The sequence below is a fragment of the Paractinoplanes rhizophilus genome (assembly GCF_042664765.1).
Taxonomy (GTDB): domain Bacteria; phylum Actinomycetota; class Actinomycetes; order Mycobacteriales; family Micromonosporaceae; genus Actinoplanes; species Actinoplanes rhizophilus.
Genome location: NZ_JBHTBJ010000011.1, coordinates 154830 through 173491 on the forward strand (window position 1 = coordinate 154830; position 18662 = coordinate 173491).

The 18662-nt window shown below is 71.1% G+C and carries 19 protein-coding genes; 4 read left to right on the forward strand and 15 right to left on the reverse strand.

What is annotated here, in order from left to right; translation table 11 throughout:
• Nucleotides 1-46 precede the first annotated feature (46 nt).
• The 5 genes from ACFQS1_RS17730 to ACFQS1_RS17750 form a co-directional block, all read right to left on the reverse strand.
• Nucleotides 47-838, reverse strand: a complete 792-nt coding sequence (locus ACFQS1_RS17730) for an ABC transporter permease (RefSeq protein WP_378969385.1) — start codon at nt 836-838, stop codon at nt 47-49.
• A complete protein-coding gene (locus tag ACFQS1_RS17735) occupies nt 835-1770 on the reverse strand; it encodes an ATP-binding cassette domain-containing protein (RefSeq protein ID WP_378969387.1) in 936 nt (311 codons plus the stop codon). The genes ACFQS1_RS17730 and ACFQS1_RS17735 overlap by 4 nt, the downstream gene beginning before the upstream one ends.
• A gap of 184 nt (nt 1771-1954) precedes the next feature.
• Nucleotides 1955-2578: a maleylpyruvate isomerase N-terminal domain-containing protein gene (locus tag ACFQS1_RS17740; RefSeq protein WP_378969389.1), complete on the reverse strand. Its 624-nt coding sequence runs from the start codon at nt 2576-2578 to the stop codon at nt 1955-1957.
• 92 nt (nt 2579-2670) lie between these two features.
• Nucleotides 2671-3261, reverse strand: coding sequence for a hypothetical protein (locus ACFQS1_RS17745; RefSeq protein WP_378969392.1), 591 nt, complete (start codon nt 3259-3261; stop codon nt 2671-2673).
• An 11-nt stretch (nt 3262-3272) separates the two neighbouring features.
• A complete protein-coding gene (locus ACFQS1_RS17750) occupies nt 3273-4145 on the reverse strand; it encodes an ATP-binding cassette domain-containing protein (protein ID WP_378969394.1) in 873 nt (290 codons plus the stop codon).
• Nucleotides 4146-4273: 128 nt separating this feature from the next.
• Between ACFQS1_RS17750 and ACFQS1_RS17755 the strand changes: the two genes are divergently transcribed.
• Nucleotides 4274-5527 carry a class I SAM-dependent methyltransferase gene (locus tag ACFQS1_RS17755; RefSeq protein WP_378969396.1) on the forward strand — a complete coding sequence of 418 codons (1254 nt, stop codon included), beginning with the start codon at nt 4274-4276 and terminating at the stop codon, nt 5525-5527.
• On the opposite strand, the gene ACFQS1_RS17760 is transcribed toward ACFQS1_RS17755, so the two are convergent.
• Nucleotides 5505-6665, reverse strand: coding sequence for a glycosyltransferase (locus tag ACFQS1_RS17760; RefSeq protein ID WP_378969399.1), 1161 nt, complete (start codon nt 6663-6665; stop codon nt 5505-5507). The genes ACFQS1_RS17755 and ACFQS1_RS17760 overlap by 23 nt on opposite strands.
• On the opposite strand from ACFQS1_RS17760, the gene ACFQS1_RS17765 reads away from it, so the two are divergent.
• Together ACFQS1_RS17765 and ACFQS1_RS17770 are read left to right on the forward strand one after the other, a co-directional pair.
• Entirely contained in the window at nt 6666-7313 is a 648-nt protein-coding gene (locus tag ACFQS1_RS17765) for a hypothetical protein (RefSeq protein WP_378969401.1), read from the forward strand.
• Between the two features lie 159 nt (nt 7314-7472).
• Nucleotides 7473-8228: an SGNH/GDSL hydrolase family protein gene (locus ACFQS1_RS17770; protein ID WP_378969404.1), complete on the forward strand. Its 756-nt coding sequence runs from the start codon at nt 7473-7475 to the stop codon at nt 8226-8228.
• 40 nt (nt 8229-8268) lie between these two features.
• Here ACFQS1_RS17770 and ACFQS1_RS17775 read toward each other — a convergent pair whose 3' ends face one another.
• A complete protein-coding gene (locus ACFQS1_RS17775; RefSeq protein ID WP_378969406.1) occupies nt 8269-8835 on the reverse strand; it encodes a carboxymuconolactone decarboxylase family protein in 567 nt (188 codons plus the stop codon).
• A 165-nt stretch (nt 8836-9000) separates the two neighbouring features.
• On the opposite strand from ACFQS1_RS17775, the gene ACFQS1_RS17780 reads away from it, so the two are divergent.
• Nucleotides 9001-10425 carry a gamma-glutamyltransferase gene (locus ACFQS1_RS17780; protein WP_378969408.1) on the forward strand — a complete coding sequence of 475 codons (1425 nt, stop codon included), beginning with the start codon at nt 9001-9003 and terminating at the stop codon, nt 10423-10425.
• Here the strand turns inward: ACFQS1_RS17780 and ACFQS1_RS17785 are convergent.
• The 8 genes from ACFQS1_RS17785 to ACFQS1_RS17820 all read right to left on the reverse strand — a co-directional run bounded on the left by ACFQS1_RS17785 (nt 10414) and on the right by ACFQS1_RS17820 (nt 18571).
• Complete coding sequence (locus ACFQS1_RS17785) at nt 10414-11364, reverse strand: ABC transporter substrate-binding protein (protein WP_378969411.1); 951 nt, start codon at nt 11362-11364, stop codon at nt 10414-10416. The genes ACFQS1_RS17780 and ACFQS1_RS17785 overlap by 12 nt on opposite strands.
• A 159-nt stretch (nt 11365-11523) precedes the next feature.
• Nucleotides 11524-12729, reverse strand: a complete 1206-nt coding sequence (gene manD, locus ACFQS1_RS17790; protein ID WP_378969413.1) for a D-mannonate dehydratase ManD — start codon at nt 12727-12729, stop codon at nt 11524-11526.
• Nucleotides 12726-13595, reverse strand: a complete 870-nt coding sequence (locus tag ACFQS1_RS17795) for an ABC transporter permease (RefSeq protein WP_378969415.1) — start codon at nt 13593-13595, stop codon at nt 12726-12728. The genes manD and ACFQS1_RS17795 overlap by 4 nt, the downstream gene beginning before the upstream one ends.
• Nucleotides 13592-14464 (reverse strand): ABC transporter permease, encoded by an 873-nt coding sequence (locus ACFQS1_RS17800; protein WP_378969418.1) that lies wholly within the window; start codon nt 14462-14464, stop codon nt 13592-13594. Before ACFQS1_RS17800 ends, ACFQS1_RS17795 begins: the two co-directional genes overlap by 4 nt.
• Nucleotides 14461-15504: an ABC transporter ATP-binding protein gene (locus ACFQS1_RS17805; protein WP_378969420.1), complete on the reverse strand. Its 1044-nt coding sequence runs from the start codon at nt 15502-15504 to the stop codon at nt 14461-14463. Before ACFQS1_RS17805 ends, ACFQS1_RS17800 begins: the two co-directional genes overlap by 4 nt.
• The gene (locus ACFQS1_RS17810) at nt 15501-16712 is read right to left on the reverse strand and encodes an extracellular solute-binding protein (protein WP_378969423.1); all 1212 of its coding nucleotides are present in this window, start codon (nt 16710-16712) and stop codon (nt 15501-15503) included. Before ACFQS1_RS17810 ends, ACFQS1_RS17805 begins: the two co-directional genes overlap by 4 nt.
• A gap of 66 nt (nt 16713-16778) precedes the next feature.
• Nucleotides 16779-17759 carry a LacI family DNA-binding transcriptional regulator gene (locus ACFQS1_RS17815; RefSeq protein ID WP_378969425.1) on the reverse strand — a complete coding sequence of 327 codons (981 nt, stop codon included), beginning with the start codon at nt 17757-17759 and terminating at the stop codon, nt 16779-16781.
• 554 nt (nt 17760-18313) lie between these two features.
• Entirely contained in the window at nt 18314-18571 is a 258-nt protein-coding gene (locus tag ACFQS1_RS17820) for a hypothetical protein (RefSeq protein WP_378969427.1), read from the reverse strand.
• Between the last annotated feature and the right edge of the window lie 91 nt (nt 18572-18662).

An 18662-nucleotide genomic window follows, 5' to 3' on the forward strand; every position in this document is an offset into this window, starting at 1 on the left:
GCGCTTCACACCCTGCGGTCGAAATGCGGTGCGGTCGGACAGCGGCTCACTCGGTGCCGTTGTGGAACTTCGCGGTCGCCCAGAAGTAGCCGACCGCGGTGAGCCCGATGCACCAGGCGACCGCGAGCCACCCGTTGTGGCCGATCGGGGTGCCGAGCAGCAGGCCCCGTAGGGTCTCGATGGCCGGGGTGAACGGCTGGTACTCGGCGATCGGCTGGAACCAGCCGGGCATCGAGCCGACCGGGACGAACGCGCTGGACAGCAGCGGCAGCACGATCAGCGGCATCGCGTTGTTGCTGGCCGCCTCCGCGTTCGGGCTGACCAGGCCCATGCCCACCGCGATCCAGGTCAGCGCCAGGGCGAACAGGGCCAGCAGCCCGAACGCCGCCAGCCAGTCCAGGGCGGTGGCGCCGGTCGAGCGGAAGCCGATGGCCACGCCGACGGCGCCGACGAGCACGACGCTCAGCACCGACTGGAGAACGCTGCCCGCCACGTGCCCGACCAGCACCGAGCCGCGGTGGATGGCCATCGTGCGGAAGCGGGCGACGATGCCCTCGGTCATGTCGTTGGAGACCGACACCGCGGTCCCGATCACGGTGCTGCCGATGGTCATCAGCAGCAGGCCCGGCACCAGATAGGCGATGTACCTCGCGCGGTCCGGCGGGCCGCCGCCGATGCCGGCGCTCAGCGTGTCGCCGAAGATGAACACGAAGAGCAACAGCAGCATGATCGGGGTGAGCAGCAGGTTCAGGGTGAGCGAGGGGTACCGGCGCGCGTGCAGGAGATTGCGGCGCAGCATCGTGGACGAGTCGCGGGCGGCGAGGGCGAGGGTGCTCATCGGAGGGCCTCCAAGGGCTGGGTGAGTGCGAAGAAGACGTCGTCGAGGTCGGGGGTGTGCACGGTCAGCTCGTCGGCCAGGACGCCGGCCGCGTCGAGCCGGTCGAGGACGGCGCGCAGCTCGTGCTGGCTGCCGCCGCTGGGCACCTGCAGCGTCAGCGACTCGTCGTCGCCGGTGGCGTCCGGGAGCGCGAGCAGCGCCGACTGATAGGTGGCCGGGTCGTTGAAGCGAAGCCGGACGTGCCCGCCCGGCACGAGCCGCTTCAGCTCCGCCGCGGTGCCCTCGGCGGCGATCTTCCCGTCGTGGAGCACGGCGATCCGGTCGGCGAGCTCGTCGGCCTCGTCCAGGTACTGCGTGGTGAGGAAGACGGTGACGCCGCCGGCGACCAGCTCGCGGATGATCTGCCACATGGTGTGGCGGCTGCGCGGGTCGAGGCCGGTGGTGGGCTCGTCCAGGAAGATGATCCGGGGGTTGCCGACCAGGGTCATCGCGATGTCGAGGCGGCGCTTCATGCCGCCGGAGTAGGTGGCCGCGGGCTTGGCCGCGGCGTCGGCGAGATCGAAGCGCTCGAGCAGCGCGGCGGCGACCCGCCGGCCCTCCGCCCGGGCCAGGTGGTGCAGGTCGGCCATGAGCAGCATGTTCTCGGCGCCGGTGATCAGGCCGTCGACGGCGGAGAACTGGCCGGTGACGCCGATGGCGGCGCGGACCGCCTGCGGGTCGGCCGCGAGGTCGTGGCCGCCGACGCGCACGTCGCCGGCGTCCTTGGCGATGAGCGTGGACAGGATCTTGACGGCGGTGGTCTTGCCGGCGCCGTTCGGGCCGAGCAGGGCGAAGATCGTGCCTTCCGGCACGGCCAGGTCGACGCCGTCCAGCACGACCTTGTCGCCGTAGGACTTGCGCAGGCCGTTCGCCGAGATCGCCAGGGTGGTCATTGCGGGCTCCTTGCCCTCGTTGTTTCCGACGAGGGAAAAGCTACGTTGCGTTCAGGAACCCGGCAACACGAATGTTGCATGGAAGGCGAGTCATCCCAGCTCAGCGGCGATATTTCGTTGCAACGGTGCTGAATTCAAAGCAACGTAGGTGAGGCGTCCGTTGCAATGAGTGGCGAGTGAACGCTCAGGACATGACCGGGAAGAGGTCGGCCGACGCCCGGCCGGTCGCGGCCTCGATGAAATCCACCGGCGGCGCGATGTGCGCGATCACCTCGGCGGTGTGCGTGAGCCCGTCGGCCGGCACGTCCGGCTCGTGCCGGAGCGCCCGCTGCACGTCGAGCAGGTGCACGGTCGCCTCGAGGATGCCGATGCTGACCGCTTCGCTCAGCGGCAGCACCGCCCGGCCGAAGTAGTCGATCGACACGTCACCGAGCTCGCGCGCCGTGGCGATCGCCCGCGGGCCCGTCGTGGCGAACTGGTCGACCAGCTGCTCGACGGTGTACTTCTCGGCGTCCTCGCGCGCCGAATCGGCGACCCGGTCACGCGTCGTGTTGGCGATTCCCTCCGGGACGTTGAACTCGGCGAGCAGCGCCGCCGCGGTGTCGTGGGTGGCCGGCGCGTCGGTGACCCGGCCGACGAGGACCGAGAATCCGAACGGCCATCCGGCCGAGTGCGCCCAGAGGGCCCGCAGGTCCCAGCCGTCGAGCCGGGTGGGCCGCCGCCAGTCGGCTTCGGTCAGCCCCTTGCCGGTCCCGGCCCAGACCGACCAGAGCGCGTCGAGTGTGGTGAGACGGTCGTCGATGGACATTGCTCGACCATAGTCACAACCCGGGGTCACCGTGAGTAGGCGCGACCATTCTGATACCCGCTTGGGCGACGCCGACGGCCGGGACGGCGGTATCAGTCGGAGCTGAGGTCGCGGTTCAGGAACGGCACGGCGGCGGCGAGCGTGGCCACGGCCCAGAAAATGAACACCTCCAGGCCGAACATGTCGCCGCGGGCGGCGTCGAGGTACGCCGAGATCGGCAGCTCCCCGTCGAGCTTGCCGATCAGGCCCTCGACCACGACGATCCAGACCGCGAAGCCGATCAGCAGCCAGGACGCGCGGCGCACGATCGCCGCGGCGGCCGCTCCGAAGACCGCCATGACCGGCACCACGATCAGCGTGTGCCGGTAGGTGCCCCCACCCCACCGCAGCAGCGCGGTGATGCCGCTGAGCGCGGCCAGCACCCACCCCACGGCCACGGTCGTGAGAACCTGGGCGAACAGCACCGGCAACCGCTGGGGACGAGCGAGGTACAGCAGGGCGATCGTGCGGTGCTGGTAGTGCTGGGCGACGGTGAGCACCGAGATGCCGAACGCGCCGACGCCCGCGAACAATGCCCACCAGTTGGCGTCCAGCACCCCGAAGGCGGCCGCGACGAAGCCGAACAGGGCGATCGACACCCAGCTCGACCGGATCGTCGCCATCCGGTACAACTCGGCGCGCATCAGGATCAACATCAGGTGCCTGCCAGCTCGAGGAAGATCTGTTCGAGATTCGGTGTGTCGGTCAGCAGTTCGTGCACCGGCACCCCGGCGGCGAAGGCGACCTCGCCGGCCTCCGCCGCGGACAGCCCGTCGATCTCCAACGTCTCGTCGCCGGCGACCTCCGCGCCGGCGCGCCGCAGAGCGTCGCGGAGGCGCCCCGGATCGCGGCCTCTCATGAGCACCCGGCCGGTCGTCATCCCGTAGAGGCCCGCCAGCGGTCCCTCGTGCCGCAACCGGCCGTTCGCGATGATCACCACGTCGTCGATGAGCTGTGCGAGCTCGGCCAGCAGGTGGCTGGAGATGAGCACGGTGCCACCCGCGTGGGCGTACGAGCGCAACAGTTCCCGCAGCCACGCCACCCCCGAAGGGTCGAGGCCGTTGGCCGGCTCGTCGAGGATCAGCACCGGGGGCTCGCCGAGCAGCGCGGTCGCGACCGCGAGGCGCTGCCGCATGCCGAGCGAGTAGTCGCCCGTGCGCTGATCGGCCGCATCGGTCAGCCCGACCTGATCGAGCAGCAGATCCACCCGCGCCCGGCTGGCCCCCGCCGACATCGCCTGGGTCACCAGATGCGCCCGCCCGCTCTGCCCCGGGTGGCTGATGCCCTGTTCGAGCACCGCGCCGACCGCTCGCAGCGGCCGCTTGAGGCCGGTGAACGGCCGGCCGTCGATCAGCGCCGCGCCGCCGGTCGGCCGGGTCAGCCCGAGCAGCATGCGCAGCGTGGTCGTCTTGCCCGAGCCGTTGAGCCCGAGGAACCCGGTCACCCGGCCCGGCAGCGCCGTGAACGAGAGCTCGTCGACCGCGCGCACCTTCCCGTACGCCTTGGTCAGCTCGATGGTCTCGATCATGGCCCGCCATGATAGGGCGCTGGGCGCAACCCCGGAAGGCGCGCCCCGCGCGGGACGCCGGGAACATCGACCGACTCAACTTCCGGGTAGGCCTTGCGAGTGACCGGAAGATCGCCGAGAGTGCTGCTATGACGGAGATCGACGTCCCCACCACGCCCGCGGGCTACTGGCCCGATGTGGAGAAGGTCCCGCGCGCGCCACTGCGCGCGACGGCCGCCAAGGCTCTGCTGCGGTTCGTCGCCGGCCGGATCCCGGTGCGCGTCGTCACCGGCGACGAGCCGCAACCCCCGGGGCCGCCGCCCGTTCTCCGCCTGCGCCGGCCCGACGCGTTCCACCGCCGGATCGGCGCCACCGGGCTGATCGGGCTCGGCGAGTCGTACCAGGCCGGCGACTGGGAGACCGATGACCTCGCCGGGCTGCTCACCGCGGCCGCGGCGGCGATGAGCGGGTCGCTGGGCCGGTACCGCAAGCTCGCCCGGGTGCGGCACGTGCCGTGGCTGCAATGGGCGCACGGCGCCCGCCCGAAACCGGACGAGGAGAACACTGTCGAGGGCGCCCGCCGCAACATCCAGCGGCACTACGACCTGTCCAACGAGATGTTCGCGCTGTTCCTCGACGAGACCATGACGTACTCGTCGGGGTTGTTCGCCGGGCCGGAGGACGACGACCTCGCCGGCGCCCAGCGCCGCAAGATTGACCGGTTGCTCGACCTGACCGGGGTCGGCGACGGCACCCGGGTCCTCGAGATCGGCACCGGCTGGGGCGAGCTGTCCATCCGGGCCGCGCGACGCGGCGCGACGGTGCACACCATCACCATCTCCACCGAGCAGCAGGCGCTCGCCCGGCAGCGGGTGGCCGAGGCCGGCGTGGCCGACCGGGTCACCATCGAGCTGCGCGACTACCGCCACGTCGAGGACGCCCAGGGGTACGACGCGATCGTCAGCGTCGAGATGATCGAGGCGGTCGGCCGCAGGTACTGGCCGTCCTACTTCGGTGCCATCGACCGGCTGCTCGCACCCGGCGGGCGGGCCGGCATCCAGGCGATCACGCTGCCCGACGAGCGGCTGAAGTTCGCCGACACGTACACGTGGGTGCAGAAATACATCTTCCCGGGCGGCGTGATGCTCTCGGTCGAGGAGGTCGAGCGCCAGCTCGCCGGCACCGGGCTGCGGCTGGCCGACCAGCGCGCCTTCGGGTGGAGCTACGCCAAGACGCTGCGCCGGTGGCGCGAGACCTTCCTGGCGAACGCCGATCGGGTCCGGGCGCTCGGCTTCGACGAGACCTTCATCCGTACGTGGGAGTACTACCTGGCCTACTGCGAAGCGGGATTCGTCTCCGGCGAGATCGACGTCCACCAGCTCATCCTCGACCGGCGCGGCTGAGCGCGGCCCGATAGGCGCCGAGGGTCCGCTCGGCGAAAAGCGCGGGCGTCAGGCCGTACGCGATCTGTCTTGCCTTCTCCGTCGTCCGCTCGCCGGTGTCCGCCAGCGCGGCCCGCAGGGCCGAGGCCAGAGACGCCGGCGCCGGATCGGCCAGCCGCACCGCCTCGCCCAGCGGATGGCCGGCCGCCAGCCCGCGGTCGACCATGACGATCGGCAGGCCGGCGAGGGCCGCCTCGTGCAGCACGATGCCCTGGGTGTCCGTTGTGGACGGGAAGGCGAACACGCTCGCCGACCGGTAGGCGGCCGGCACCTCCGCGCCGTGCAGTGTGCCGGTGACGTCGACGTGCCCGGTCAGCCCTCGTTCGCTCAATCGCCGGCGCAGGCCGAGGCGCGGCGAGACCGGCCCGGCCAGGACGAGCCGCGCGTCCGGCCGGAAGCCGAGCAGCACCTTGAAGGCGTCCAGCAGCAGGGGGATGCCCTTCTCGGCGCAGATCCGGCCCACGAAGAGCACGACCGGATCGGCCCGCGGCGACGGAGCGCCGCGATGACCCGGGGGAGTGGCGATGACCCGCACCTTGTGGGCGTAGGCGCCGGCCGTCCGGCAGTGCCGCAACGCCGTCGCGGTCGGCAGGACGATGACGTCGGCGGCCTCGAAGACCCGCGCGTTGGCCGCCTCGACCGCGGCGTACTTCCGCCACCCGGCAACCTTTTCGCCCCGCGGCAGCCGGCGGCCGTAGAGCGCGGTGCCGGCCCGGATCACCGGGGTGGGGAAGTGGTAGAACGCCGAGTAACCGTGCATGTCGGTGTGGTATGTGTACACCGCCGGAATGCCCATCAACTTCGCGACCGACAGGCCCGCGGCGCCCAGCGGCCCCGGCGTGTGCACGTGCGCGACGTCCGGCCGCCACCGCTCGATGCGACTCCGCAACCCGCGCATCGGGAACAGCGCGAACCGGAAGTCACCCATCCCGGTGTCCAGCGACGGCACCCGGTCGCCCGGCCGCCACAGCGGGCCGGTGCTGGTCACCAGGCTCTCGTGGCCCAGTTCGTCGAGCTGGTCGACGAGCAGCCGGACCGACGTCGCGATGCCGTTCACACCGTCGACGGCCGCGTCCGAGAAGTGTGCGATCCTGACCACGTGGCCGCTTCCTCCACACCTCGGGAAACTGACGTCAAGGTACCGGCCGCCGCCGCTTTCGTCGTCCTCGCCGCGGGTTTCGGGGCGCTCTGTCTCTTCTGGACGCTCGGCGCGCACCCGTCGTCGCTGCCGGGTCTCTTCGACTTCGCCAGCGCCACGTGGGGCGACGCGCTCGCCCTTCCGGCGATGACAGCCCTTCTTGTGTACGCGGTCCGCACGCTGCCCGCCGCCCGAGGTGACCGGCCGTTCGCCGCGGTCGCCGCCCTCCTCGCCGGCGCCCTCGGCATCGCCTCCCAGGCCCTGTGGCTGGCCGCCGCCGACCCGCGGCCCAACTGGACGCTGCCCCGCCCGCACCGCTTCACGGCGGCCGGCTGGTATCACGCCGCCTTCGTCACCGCGATGTGCGCGCTCACCGCCGCCCTGCTGGCTCTGGCCCTCAACCGGGTCACGCTGGCCGCCAGCCGTCCCCGCCCGGTGGTCGCCGCGATCGCCGCCGGCATCGCCTGCGGCCTGGCGTTCATCGCCCTGCTCGCCGCCGACGCCGGCGCCACGCCCGGCGGCGCGGGCCTGGCCGGCGTGCTGGTCGCCCTGATGGCCCTGCTCGCGGTCGGCGGCACGCTCGTCGCCCGCCGGGTCGCACTTCGGTGAGCGCGCCGGCTCGCACTTCGGTGAGCGCGCCGGCTCGCACTTCGGTGAGCGCACCGGCTCGCACTTCGGTGAGCGCACCGGGTCGCACTTCGGTGTGCGTGCCGGTGCGGACCGGTTGCGCCGCTCAGCGCCCCGGCCGGCCGGGCCGAACGGGCAGGCATGCGTCTGACGATCCGGTCCCGTGCCTTGGCCACCGCGCTCACCGTCGTCGCGGCGCTGGCACCGGCGTCGCCGGCCCTCGCCTCCTCGCTCGCGGCTTCCCCGGCCGCTGCCTCCCCGGCCGCTGCCTCCGCCGGTTTCTCGGCCGGTGACGCGGGCCTCCGGGTCATGCCGCTCGGTGACAGCATCACGTTCGGCAAGGGCGACCCCAGCGAGAACGGCTACCGCGCCGCCCTCCGCGCCTGGCTGGACCCGCCCGTCGAGTTCGTCGGCTCGCAGGTCAACGGCGCCACGGCGCATGAGGGCCACCCCGGCTGGCGGATCGCCCAGCTCACCGAGCGCATCGACGGATGGATGGCCGGCTCGCGCCCCGACGTCGTGCTGCTCGACATCGGCACCAACGACCTGCTCCACCACGACCACATCGACCAGGCCCCGGACCGCCTGGCCGAGCTGATCGACCACATCGTCGCGGCGAACCCCGAGGTCCGCATCCTGCTGGCCGAGCTGCTGGTGGTCGACCGCGGCCACGAGGCCGACTTCGCCTGGTACAACAGCACGCTGCCGGTGGTGGCCGCGCTCTACCCGGACAACGTCACGCTGGTCGACATGGCCCGCGTGCCGGTCGCCAACACGGTCGACCACGTGCACCCGAACGAGCTGGGCTACCGGCAGATGGCGTACCAGTGGTACGAGGCCCTGCGCGGCGTCCTGCCCCAGGGCCGCGACCTGAGCCCGGTCACCAGCCCGTTCTAGCCGCGCCGGCCGCCGTCACGCGCTCTGCGGCCGGTCGCCGTCACGTGCTCTGCGGCCGGTCGCGGCCGGCGAGGTAGCCGTCGCGCACGATGCGGTGCACGCCGTGCAGGTACGCCTCCGGCGACTCCGGGGTCAGCGTGGCCAGCCCGTCCACATAACGGTTGAACATGCTGAACGCGGCCGCGATCAAAACCGTGTCGTGGATCTCGACGTCGGACGCTCCCTCGGCACGCGCGTCGGCCACCAGCCAGGCGGTCACGTTGCGCCCGTCTTCCCGTACGGCGGAAGCAATGCGCAACAACGCACGCAGCTTGGGCGTTATCGGCGCGGTCTCCAGATCGGCCCGGACCTCGTCGACCAGCCGCACCCCCTCGGGCAGCTGAGCCGCGGCGAAGGCCGCGTGCGAAGCGGCGCAATAGGCGCACTCGTTGAGCTCGGACACGTAGGCGGCGATCAGCTCCCGCTCACCCGGCGACAGCGTGCTGGGCCCGCGCAGGAGCACCTCGGCCAGCATCATCAGCGGCCGCGCGGTCTCCGGCCGGTACTGCAGGAGTCCCTGGATACCGGGGAAGAGCTGCTCGTCCACGCCGAGGTCGATGTGCGCCATCGGTGCAGGATAGGGCGCGGATCACGCCCCGGGAAGCACTTCGCTGCCGCGACGGTCCGGGAGATGATGCGGTGGCCGGCCCGCGCCCCGACGCCGCGGAGAGCGTGGAGTCGCTGCGCGCGGGCGCCGGCGAGGCCATGGTGGCCGAGGCTTTGAGGAGGAAACATGGCCGTTGCGGTAGCCGCACCCCACACGGCGGCGGTGCGGGCCGCCCGCTCGGCGGTCGCGGGCGGGGGCAACGCGTTCGACGCCGCGCTCGCCGCCGCCGGCGCGCTCACCGTGGTCTATCCGCATCAGTGCTCGGTGGGCGGCGACCTCGTGGCCATCGTGCGGCCGGCCGGCGGGGCGCCGCGGGCGGTGCTGTCCATCGGCGCCGCCGCCGCGAACGCGGACATCGATCGGTTGCGCGCGGCGGGCGGCGAGATGCCGTTCGGCGGCCCGGACCCGATCACCGTGCCCGGCGTCGTGGCGGGCTGGGCGGCGGTCGCCGGGTTCGGGGCGCGGTTGCCGCTGACGGAGCTGCTCGCGCCCGCGATCGGGCTCGCCGAGGAGGGCGTGCCGTTCAGCCCGGGATTGCGCCGGGCGATCGCGGAGCGCGCGGACGCGATCCGGGCCGATCCGGGGCTGTCCGGGCTGCTGCTGCGCGGGGACGACCGGCTGGTGCAGCCCGTACTCGCCGGGACGCTGGCCGAGATCGCGGCCGACTGGCGGGTCTTCTACGAGGGCGACCTCGGGCGGCGGCTTGCCGACGGCCTGCGGCGGCTGGGCAGCCCGCTGGTGGCGGCCGACCTGGCGGCGCACCGGGCCGAGGTGGTCGCGCCGCTGACCCGGGTGGTCGACGGGGTGACCTGGCACGCCGCGCCGCCGCCGGTGCAGGGGCCGACGTTCCTGGCCGTGCTGGGGGCCGGCGACCTGCTCGGCGCGTCCCGGCGGGCCCGGCGGACGCGGGACGCCCTGCTCGGTGACCCGCGCACCGGGCCGGTGGACCTGGAAGAGCTGCTGGGCGGGGACGCGCCGCCGGCGAGCGAGGGGCTGCTGGGCGGGGAAGTGCCGCCGGCGAAGGAGGGGCCGCGGCCGGGCGGGGACACGGTCGCGGTGACGGCGGTGGACGGCGACGGGAACGCGGTGACGCTCATCCAGAGCCTGTTCGAGAGCTTCGGCTCGGGGTTGCTCGACCCGGGCACCGGCATCGTGCTGCACAACCGCGGCGCCTCGTTCAGTCTCGACCCGCGCCACCCGGGCCGGATCGCGCCGGGCAGCCGGCCGCCGCACACGCTGTGCCCGACCATGGCGGTCGCCGGGGACACCGTGGTGGCGCTCGGGTGCATGGGCGGGCGCAACCAGCCGTGGATCCTCGCGCAGGTCGCCGGCGCGGCCCTCGAGTGGGACGACCTGGCCGGGCTGCTGGCCCGGCCGCGCTGGGTCTTCGACGGGGAGGACGTCCTGGCGGAGCCCGCGGAGCTGCACGACCGGGCGGGACACGTCCAGGTCTGCCGCCTGCGCGACGGGGTGCTGGCCGCGGCGAGCGACCCGCGCGCCGACGGCGCGGCCGCGGTCTGCGGGGACGCCAGCGGGGTCTCAGGGGAGTAGCTGGTCCAGGGCCGGCGGCTTCTTGAAGATGCCGTCCTCCCGGCCCAGCTGGGCCACCTTGTCGAGGGACGCGCGGTTGATGTCCTGCGGCCAGTTCGGGAGGATCATGCCGATCCGGACGGTGTCGTTGATCGGGGTGTAGGTGCCGACCACGTCGCGCACCTCCTCCGGGTGGGTCTCGGCGTACCGCAGCGACTCCTTGATCGCCTCGGTGAAGCCGGCGACCAGGGCCGGGCTCTTGGCGATGGTGTCGTCGCTGGTGAAGTAGAGCGCCACGGTCAGGCCGGGCGCGGTGTCGACGAAGTTGGACGCCAGCACCTGGGCGCCGGCGACGACCGCCTCGGAGAGCTGCGGCTCGACCACCCAGATGGCGTCGACCTTGCCGTTGCGCAGCGCGCCGTTCATCGTCGGGAACGGCATGGCCTCGAACTTCAGGTTTCTCGGGTCGCCGCCGGCCTTGCGCACCGATTGGCGGACCGTGGTGTCGCCGATGTTCTTGAGCGTGTTGACCGCGATGGTCTTGCCGACCAGGTCCTTCGGCGTGCGGATGCCGCTGTCGTCCTTCACCACGATCGCGGAGAAGTCGCGGCCGGCCCGCCCGGTCGAGGCGACGCCGCTGGCCACGCCCTTGAGCGGCGCGCCGTCGGCCTGCGCGGCCATCAGCGAGGTCACGTTGGCGAACCCGAACGGATACTTTCCGGCGAGCACGCCCTTCACGATCGGCCCGCCGCCCTGTTCCTGGACGAGGTTGAGGTCGATGCCCCGCTTGCGGAAGAAGCCCTTCTCCTTGCCCAGGTAGATGGGCGCGACGTCGACGATCGCGATGACGCCCACGTCCACCTTGGTGCCGGCCGGCTCGTCCTTGGCCTTGCCGGAGGTGCAGGCCGACGAGGCGGCAAACGTCGCCAGCACGGCGACGGCGGCGAGGATCCGACGCATGGTGCGCTCCCTGAGATGTACGGCGCACACGCGCCCGGCGCACGGTACCGCGATCTCGGTGCCAACGACACAGAGCGAACGGTCAAAGTTGCTCCTTGTAAGGGAACGACGATGACGGATTGTGGTCGGCCCTGCGTGACCCACCGATATGGCCGGATCTCACCAGTCGTGCAGGGTGCCGTCCTCTAGGCGGTTGACGGGCAGCGACGCCGGGCGATACGGATACCGCGCGGCGAGCGACTCGTCGATGTCGACCCCCAGGCCCGGCTCCTCGGCGGGGTGCAGATAGCCGTCGGCGTAGCGGTAGCCGTGCGGGAAGACGGCATCGGTCTCCGGCGTGTGTGGCATGTACTCCTGCAGGCCGAAGTTGGGGACCACCAGGTCGAGGTGCAGGGCCGCGGACAGGCAGACGGGGGAGAGATCGGTCGCGCCGTGCGAGCCGGTGCGCACGTGGTGCAGCGCGGCCAGGTCGAAGATGCGGCGCAGGTGGGTGATGCCGCCGGCGTGTACGACAGTGGCGCGGATGTAGTCGATGAGTTGCTCGCGGATGAGCCGTTCGCAGTCCCAGATCGAGTTGAAGACCTCGCCGACGGCCAGGGGCGTGGTGGTGTGCTGCCGGATCAGCCGGTAGCCGTCCTGCAGCTCGGCCGGCACCGGATCCTCCAGCCAGGTCAGCGCGTACGGCTCGAGGGACTTGCCGAGCCGGGCGGCCTCGATCGGGGTGAGCCGGTGGTGCACGTCGTGCAGCAGCCGCAACGTAGGCCCGAACTCCTCCCGCACCTTCGCGAACACCGAAGGGATGTGCGCCAGGTAATCCGCGGTGGACCACACGGCCTCGGTCGGGAGGGCGGCGGAGGCGGGCTCGTAGAGGGGCTTGTCGGTCACGCCGTAGATGTCGGAAATATTCGGCACGGGCGCCTGCACCCGGGCGGCCCGATATCCGCGCTCGACGAAAGAAGCGATCGACGAGAGCAAAGCCTCGGTGGAGGAACCGCTGGCATGGCCGTACACGGAAACGCCGGAGCGCGACCGCCCGCCCAGAAGTTGGTAGACGGGCAGCCCGGCCACCTTGCCTTTGATGTCCCACAATGCGGTGTCGACCGCGGCGATCGCGCTCATCGTGACCGGCCCGCGCCGCCAATAGGCGCCCTTGTAGAGGTATTGCCAGGTGTCCTCGATGCGCGCCGGATCGCGCCCGATCAGAAGCGGAATCACGTGCTCGTTCAGGTACGCGGCGACCGCCAGCTCCCGCCCGTTCAGGGTCGCGTCGCCCACTCCGGTCAGCCCGTCGGAGGTCTCGATCTTGAGCGTCACGAAATTGCGGCCCGGGGAGCAGACGATCACCCGGGCCGCCGTTATCGTCACGACGGATCCTCCTTGACCCGCGCCACCAATTGGGTCGGATTGACGAAGCGCAGCGCGATGACGAGCAGCACCAGCATCATCGAGGTGTAGATGACCGCCATCGCGTCGACCGACTGCTGCGCCCGGATCCCCGCCGCCGACATCGAGTAGTAGAGCGCCACCACGAGCGTCTGCGAATCCGGCCCGGCGGTGAGGAACGTCAGCTCGAACATGCCGACCGTGCGCACCAGCACCAGGATCGACGCGGCCAGGATTCCCGGCACCAGAAGCGGCGCGAGAATGCGCAGGAAGACCTGCCAGGTGCGCGCCCCGCACATCCGGGCGGCCCGCTCGATGGCCGGGTCGACCTGCTCGATGAACGGCGTCATGGTCAGGATCACGAACGGGATCGACGGCACCAGATTGGCGAGCACCACGCCGGTCATGTGCCCGGCCAGGCCGTACTTGTAGAGGACCGTGGCGAGCGGAATGCCGTAGGTGATCGGCGGCATCAGAATCGGCAGCAGGAAAAGCAGATAGAGGATCCGGCGGCCGGGGAAGGTGCGGCGGGCCAGCACGTACGAGGCCGGCACGCCGACCAGCACCGAGATGCCCACCACCAGCAGCGACACCTCGACCGTCACGATGAGCACGTCGAGCAGCGTGAATTCGGTCCACGCCTGGCCGTACCACTGCGTGGTCCAGCCGTCGGGCAGCCAGGTGTCGAACCAGCGGCGGCCGAACGAGCTGATCAGCACCGAGAAAATGACGCCGGCCAGCATGACGAAGAAGAACGTGACCGAGCCCCAGACCAGCCAGGCGCCGGGCGAGGCGACAATGCGGCGCCGGGCTTTCACGTCCTTGGCGGGGACGGCGATCGCGGTCATCCTTTGCCTCCCGTCGATCCGGTGTAGAACAGCGTCCGCAACCCGAGAACGGCCGCCACCACGGCCAGCTCGACCACGCCCATCACCACGGCGATGGCGCTGGCGAGCGGATAGTCGAACGATTCGTAGGCGGCGTGATAGGCGGCGATCGAGATGACCCGCGTCGACCCGGCCGGATCGCCGACGAGCACGGCCGAGGGAAACACGCTGAAAGCGAGCACGAACGTGAGGCAGAACGTGGTGGCGAGACCCGGCGCGAGCAGTGGCAGCGTGATCCGGTGGAAACGCGGCCACCAGCCGGCCCCGAGCGTCGCCGCGGCCCGTTCCAGGGTCGGATCGATGCCGGACAGATACGACAGGATCAGCAGGAAAGCGAACGGGAAACCGGTGATCACCAGCGAGAAGAACACGCCCCAGTAGTTGTTGGTCAGTCGCAGCGGCTCGTCGGTGATCCCGGCCGACATCAGCGTCCGGTTGAACCACCCGGCCGGACCGAGGAAATTGAGCAGACCCTCGGCGGTGAGCACGGTGCCGAGCGTGATCGGCACGACCAGAAGTGTCGTGAGGAGACGCTTGCCGCGGAAACGACCCCGCATCCGGTACGCGATCGGCACCGACGCCGCCACATTCAGCAGCGCCGCCGGAAGGGACAACTTCAGCGTGGTCCAGATGGTGTCCCGCTGATACGCGTCCTCGAAGAACGCCCGGTAGGCGCCGAGAACCCCGCCCTGCTCCGGCTGGAAGGACAAGCCCAGGCCGTACGCGAACGGATAAACGAACAAGATCAGCACACACAGCAGCGCGGGCACCAGAAGGAGAAGTTGACGGTCGACACCGCGCTCGGCCAGCCGGTGCCGCAGCGCGGTCACTTCCCGCCCCCGAAGACCAGGACCCGCGCCGGATCGGCCACCACCGAGATCTTGTCACCCGGCGACGGCCGTTCGGCGGCCCGCAGGTGCAGCACGACGCCCTGCTCGGTGCGCGCCTCGACGGCCAGCTCGCGCCCCTGGTACTCGACCACCTCGACGGTGGCCGGGATCCCGTCCGCGCCGGCCCGGAGATCCTCGGGGCGGATCCCCGCGACGACCTCGTCGCCCGGAAACATTTCGCCGACCGCCGTGCCGCGCAACGCCATGCCGGCCCCCTCGACCGTCACGACCTCCCGCGACACGGAGGCGACCCGCATCGGCAGCAGGTTGCGATACCCCATGAAGTCGGCGACATGCCGGTTGGCCGGCCGGGTGTGCAGCTCCTCGGGCGTGCCGATCTGCTGCACCCGGCCGTCGCGCAGCACGACCAGGCGGTCGGCCATCGACAGCGCCTCCTCCTGGTCGTGCGTGACATAAACGGTGGTCAGGCCCAGCGACTGGTGCAGCCGGCGAATCTCGGTGCGCATCTCGAGACGAAGTTTCGCGTCGAGGTTGGAAAGTGGCTCGTCCATCAGCACCAGCGACGGCTCGAGGACGATCGCGCGGGCGATCGCGACGCGCTGCTGCTGGCCGCCGGACAATTGGCCCGGCAATTTCGTGGCGTGCTCGTCGAGGCGTACGAGCCGGATCGCCTCGTCGGTGCGCCGCCGGACCTCGGCCCGCGGCAATCGCCGCATCTGCAGCCCGAAGGCGATGTTCCGGCGCACCGAAAGGTGCGGGAACAGCGCGTAACTCTGGAACACCATGCCGAATCCACGGCGCTCCGGCGGCAGCGTGTCGATCCGCTTGTCGTCCTGCCAGATGCTGCCCCCGGAAAGCGGGAGCAGCCCGGCGAGACAGTTCAGCGCGGTCGACTTGCCGCAGCCGGACGGGCCGAGCAGGGCGATGAACTCGCCCTTCCCGATGCCCAGGCTCAGATCGCTCAGCGCGTCCTTGCCGCCGAAGCGCCGCGTGACCCCATCGAGGCGGAGCCAGCTCACTTCTTCACCTTCGCGCCGCCGATCTCGCGGTCCCATTTGTCGAACGCGGCCACCAGCGACTTGGCGTCCAGCGGCACCTCGAGCGGATTGTCGGCGATGAGCTTCTCGTACTCCGGCCGGCCGAATTCGCCGAGCGCCTGCTGGCTCTCCGGCGGCGCCATCGACAGCGGCACGTCCTTGACCGCCGGGCCGGGGTAGAAATAGCCCTTGTCGTAGGCCTTGGCCTGCTGGGCCGGGGTCAGCATGTCCTTGAGCAGGTTGAGGATCGCGGCCTGCTTGTCCACGTCGACGCCCTTGGGAATCACCGCGTAATGCGCGTCGGTCACCCAGTGGAAGCCGGCGAGCGTGCCGACGGCCGCCTCCTTGGGAACGGTGCCGAGAACGCGGGGGTTGATGTCCCAGCCGGTGGTGCTGGCGATGATTTTCGCCGAGCCGTTCGCGAGGTTCTTCATGGTCTCGCTGGTGCTCGACGGGTAGAGCGTCACGTATTTGTTGAGCTCCGCCAGGTAGGCCCAGGTCTTGGCCCACCCGTTGACCGGGTCCTTCGGATTCTCGTCCTTGAGCAGGTACGGCAGGCCCATGAGGAAGGTCCGGCCGGGGCCGGAGTTGCTGGGCCGCGCGTACTGGACGGCGCCGGGATTCGCCTTGGCGTAGGCGAGCAGTTCCTCGGCGGTCTTCGGCGGGGTCGGCACCTTGGCCGGGAGATACTCGATGAGCGGGCCGGAGGGGTAATAGGTGATGGTCACCCCGAAATCGCCGGCGAGCTTCTGCATGGCCGCGGCGCCCTCCAGGTAGTCGTTCATTCCGGGCACGCGATTCGCGTACGTCGGAAGAACCGGCACCCAGAGGCTCTGGTCGATGCCGGCGGCCAGGCCGTCGACGCCGGTGAGCACGAGGTCGATGTCGACGCGTCCCGCGTTCTGCTGAGCCTTCACCTTGCCGACCAGCTCGGGGGCGGTCGCCTTGGAGTAGGTGACTTTCTCGATCTGGTCTTTGTTCTTGCCGACGAACTCGTCGATCATGCCCTGGGTGAGCTGGAGGTTGCCGGCCACGTCGAGGATGTTGAGCGTCACCGCCTTGCTCGGCTTGTCCGGGACGGGGCCGTCGGTTTTCGCGTTGCTGGAGCCGGGCTTGTCGGGGGCGCCGCAGGAGGCGATGGCGAGTGCGGTAGCGGCGGCCGCCGCAATAAATCCGATTTTCCGGGACATTGGGGTATCCCTTCAGGTTTGGAGCGGTTTTTGGGGGGTTGGCGGGTGGTCTCTTCGGCGGTGTCGTCAAGCGGGGACGGGGCCGGTGGAGTGGCGGACCATGAGCTGGGTGGGCAGCTCACGCCGGGCCGCGGTGGAGCGGTCGGGGCCGGCCAGGAGTTGCAGGAGCAGATCGACGCCGGCGCGGCCGGACTGCTCCTTGGGCAGGGCAACCGTGGTGAGCGAGGGATGGACCATCGCGGCCAGCGGGATGTCGTCGAAACCGAGCAGGCTGATGTCGCCCGGCACCGCCACGCCGCGGGCCGTGAAGCGGTTGAGCAGACCGAGGGCGACCAGGTCGTTGTAACCGATCACCGCGGTCGCCCGGGACGCGAGCACCTGGTCGGCCGCGGCCACGCCACCCTCGAACTGCGGCATGACGTTGCCGATCTCGACGAGCTCGATCTCGGTGGCGGCCGCCTTCAGCGAGCGCAGCCGCTCCCGGTTGGCCCAGGAGGAGCGCGGGCCCGCCACGTACGCAATCCGGCGGTGACCCAACGCCGTGAGGTGGCTGACCGCCTGACGCATCGCATCCGGAAACTCCGGGGTCACCGACGGCACCCGGGCGATGCGCCGGTTGACCAGCACGACCGGAGTGTCGGCCACCAGCGTGCGCAACTCCTCGTCGGGCATCCGGGGTGAGCACAGCACGATGCCGTCCACCTGCTTGGACAGCCGCCGCACCAGCCCCGCCTCGGCCGCCGAGTCCTCATCGGTGTCGGCGAGGAAGACCGCGTAGTCGGCCTCGTGCGCGCGGCCCTGCACGCCCTTGACCACGCTGGGGAAGAACGGGTTGCCGAGATCCGGCACGAGCAGGCCGATGTTGCCGGTACGGCCGGTGCTCAGCCCCCGGGCCGCGCGGTTGGGGTGATACCCGAGACTCGCCGCCGTCCGGCGGACACGCTCACGCGTGTCCGGATGAACCAGTTCCGGCAGGGTGAGCGCCCGCGTGACAGTGGACGCCGAGACCCCGGCCGCCCGGGCCACGTCCTTGATCGTCACTGCCATGCCGCCCCCTGTCCGGAGTTAACGGCAAGTCTGAAATCCATTTCGGATCGATGTCAAGGCATTGACCATGTTCTCTTCAAGATCATGACCAACAGGCGATGATTCCCATGAAAACGTTGGCGATCTTGCTCCACCGACGTGGCTGGCCGCCGGTCCGCCGGTCCGCCCGGCTCGCCGGTCCGCCGGTCCGCCGGCTCGCCAGTCCGCCGGTCCGCCCAGCTCGCCAGTCCGCCGGTCCGCCCGGCTCGCCGGTCCGCCGGTCCGCCGGTCCACCCGGCTCGCCGGCCCGCCCGGCTCGCCAGTCCGCCGGTCCGCCGGTCCACCCGGCTCGCCGGCCCGCCCGGCTCGCCAGTCCGCCGGCCCGCCGGCTCGCCAGTCCGCCACGGCCGTTAGCACCTGCCCGGCCGCGAGTAGCGGCGCGAGCCCGGTGTCCGCGTTGCCCGCGTTGTGGGTCCGCCAAGCCCGCCGGCCGCCAAGCTCGCCGGCCGCCAAGCCGCTCAGGCCGGTGGGCCGGATCGGTTGCTCTACCCACGCGTTTCACCCGGATGTTTCCTTCACGCCGAAGCTGACGGAAAGGTCATCAAGGTATCAATAGTGTGCCGGATGAGAATGGCATGATCGAACAGGTGTTCGAGCTTACCTTCGCATTCCTGAGGTGGAATAATTCTGGTATGCGGCAGCTGGAGTTCTTCACCAAGTCTCAGATAGCAGGAATGCGTGACCGAACCCTTTCGCGCCGCTATTCGCCGACGGCGGAGGCGTTTCGCCGCGAGCATGAGCGGCATCGAGCGTGGGGTCTCGAGCAGCGCCACGCGCGCAAGTTGCGCCGGCCGCGTTCCGAGGCCGAGCCGGCACGGCCGCAGCCACCGGCGGCTGCGGCCGGAGCCGGCCGCACAAGTCAAG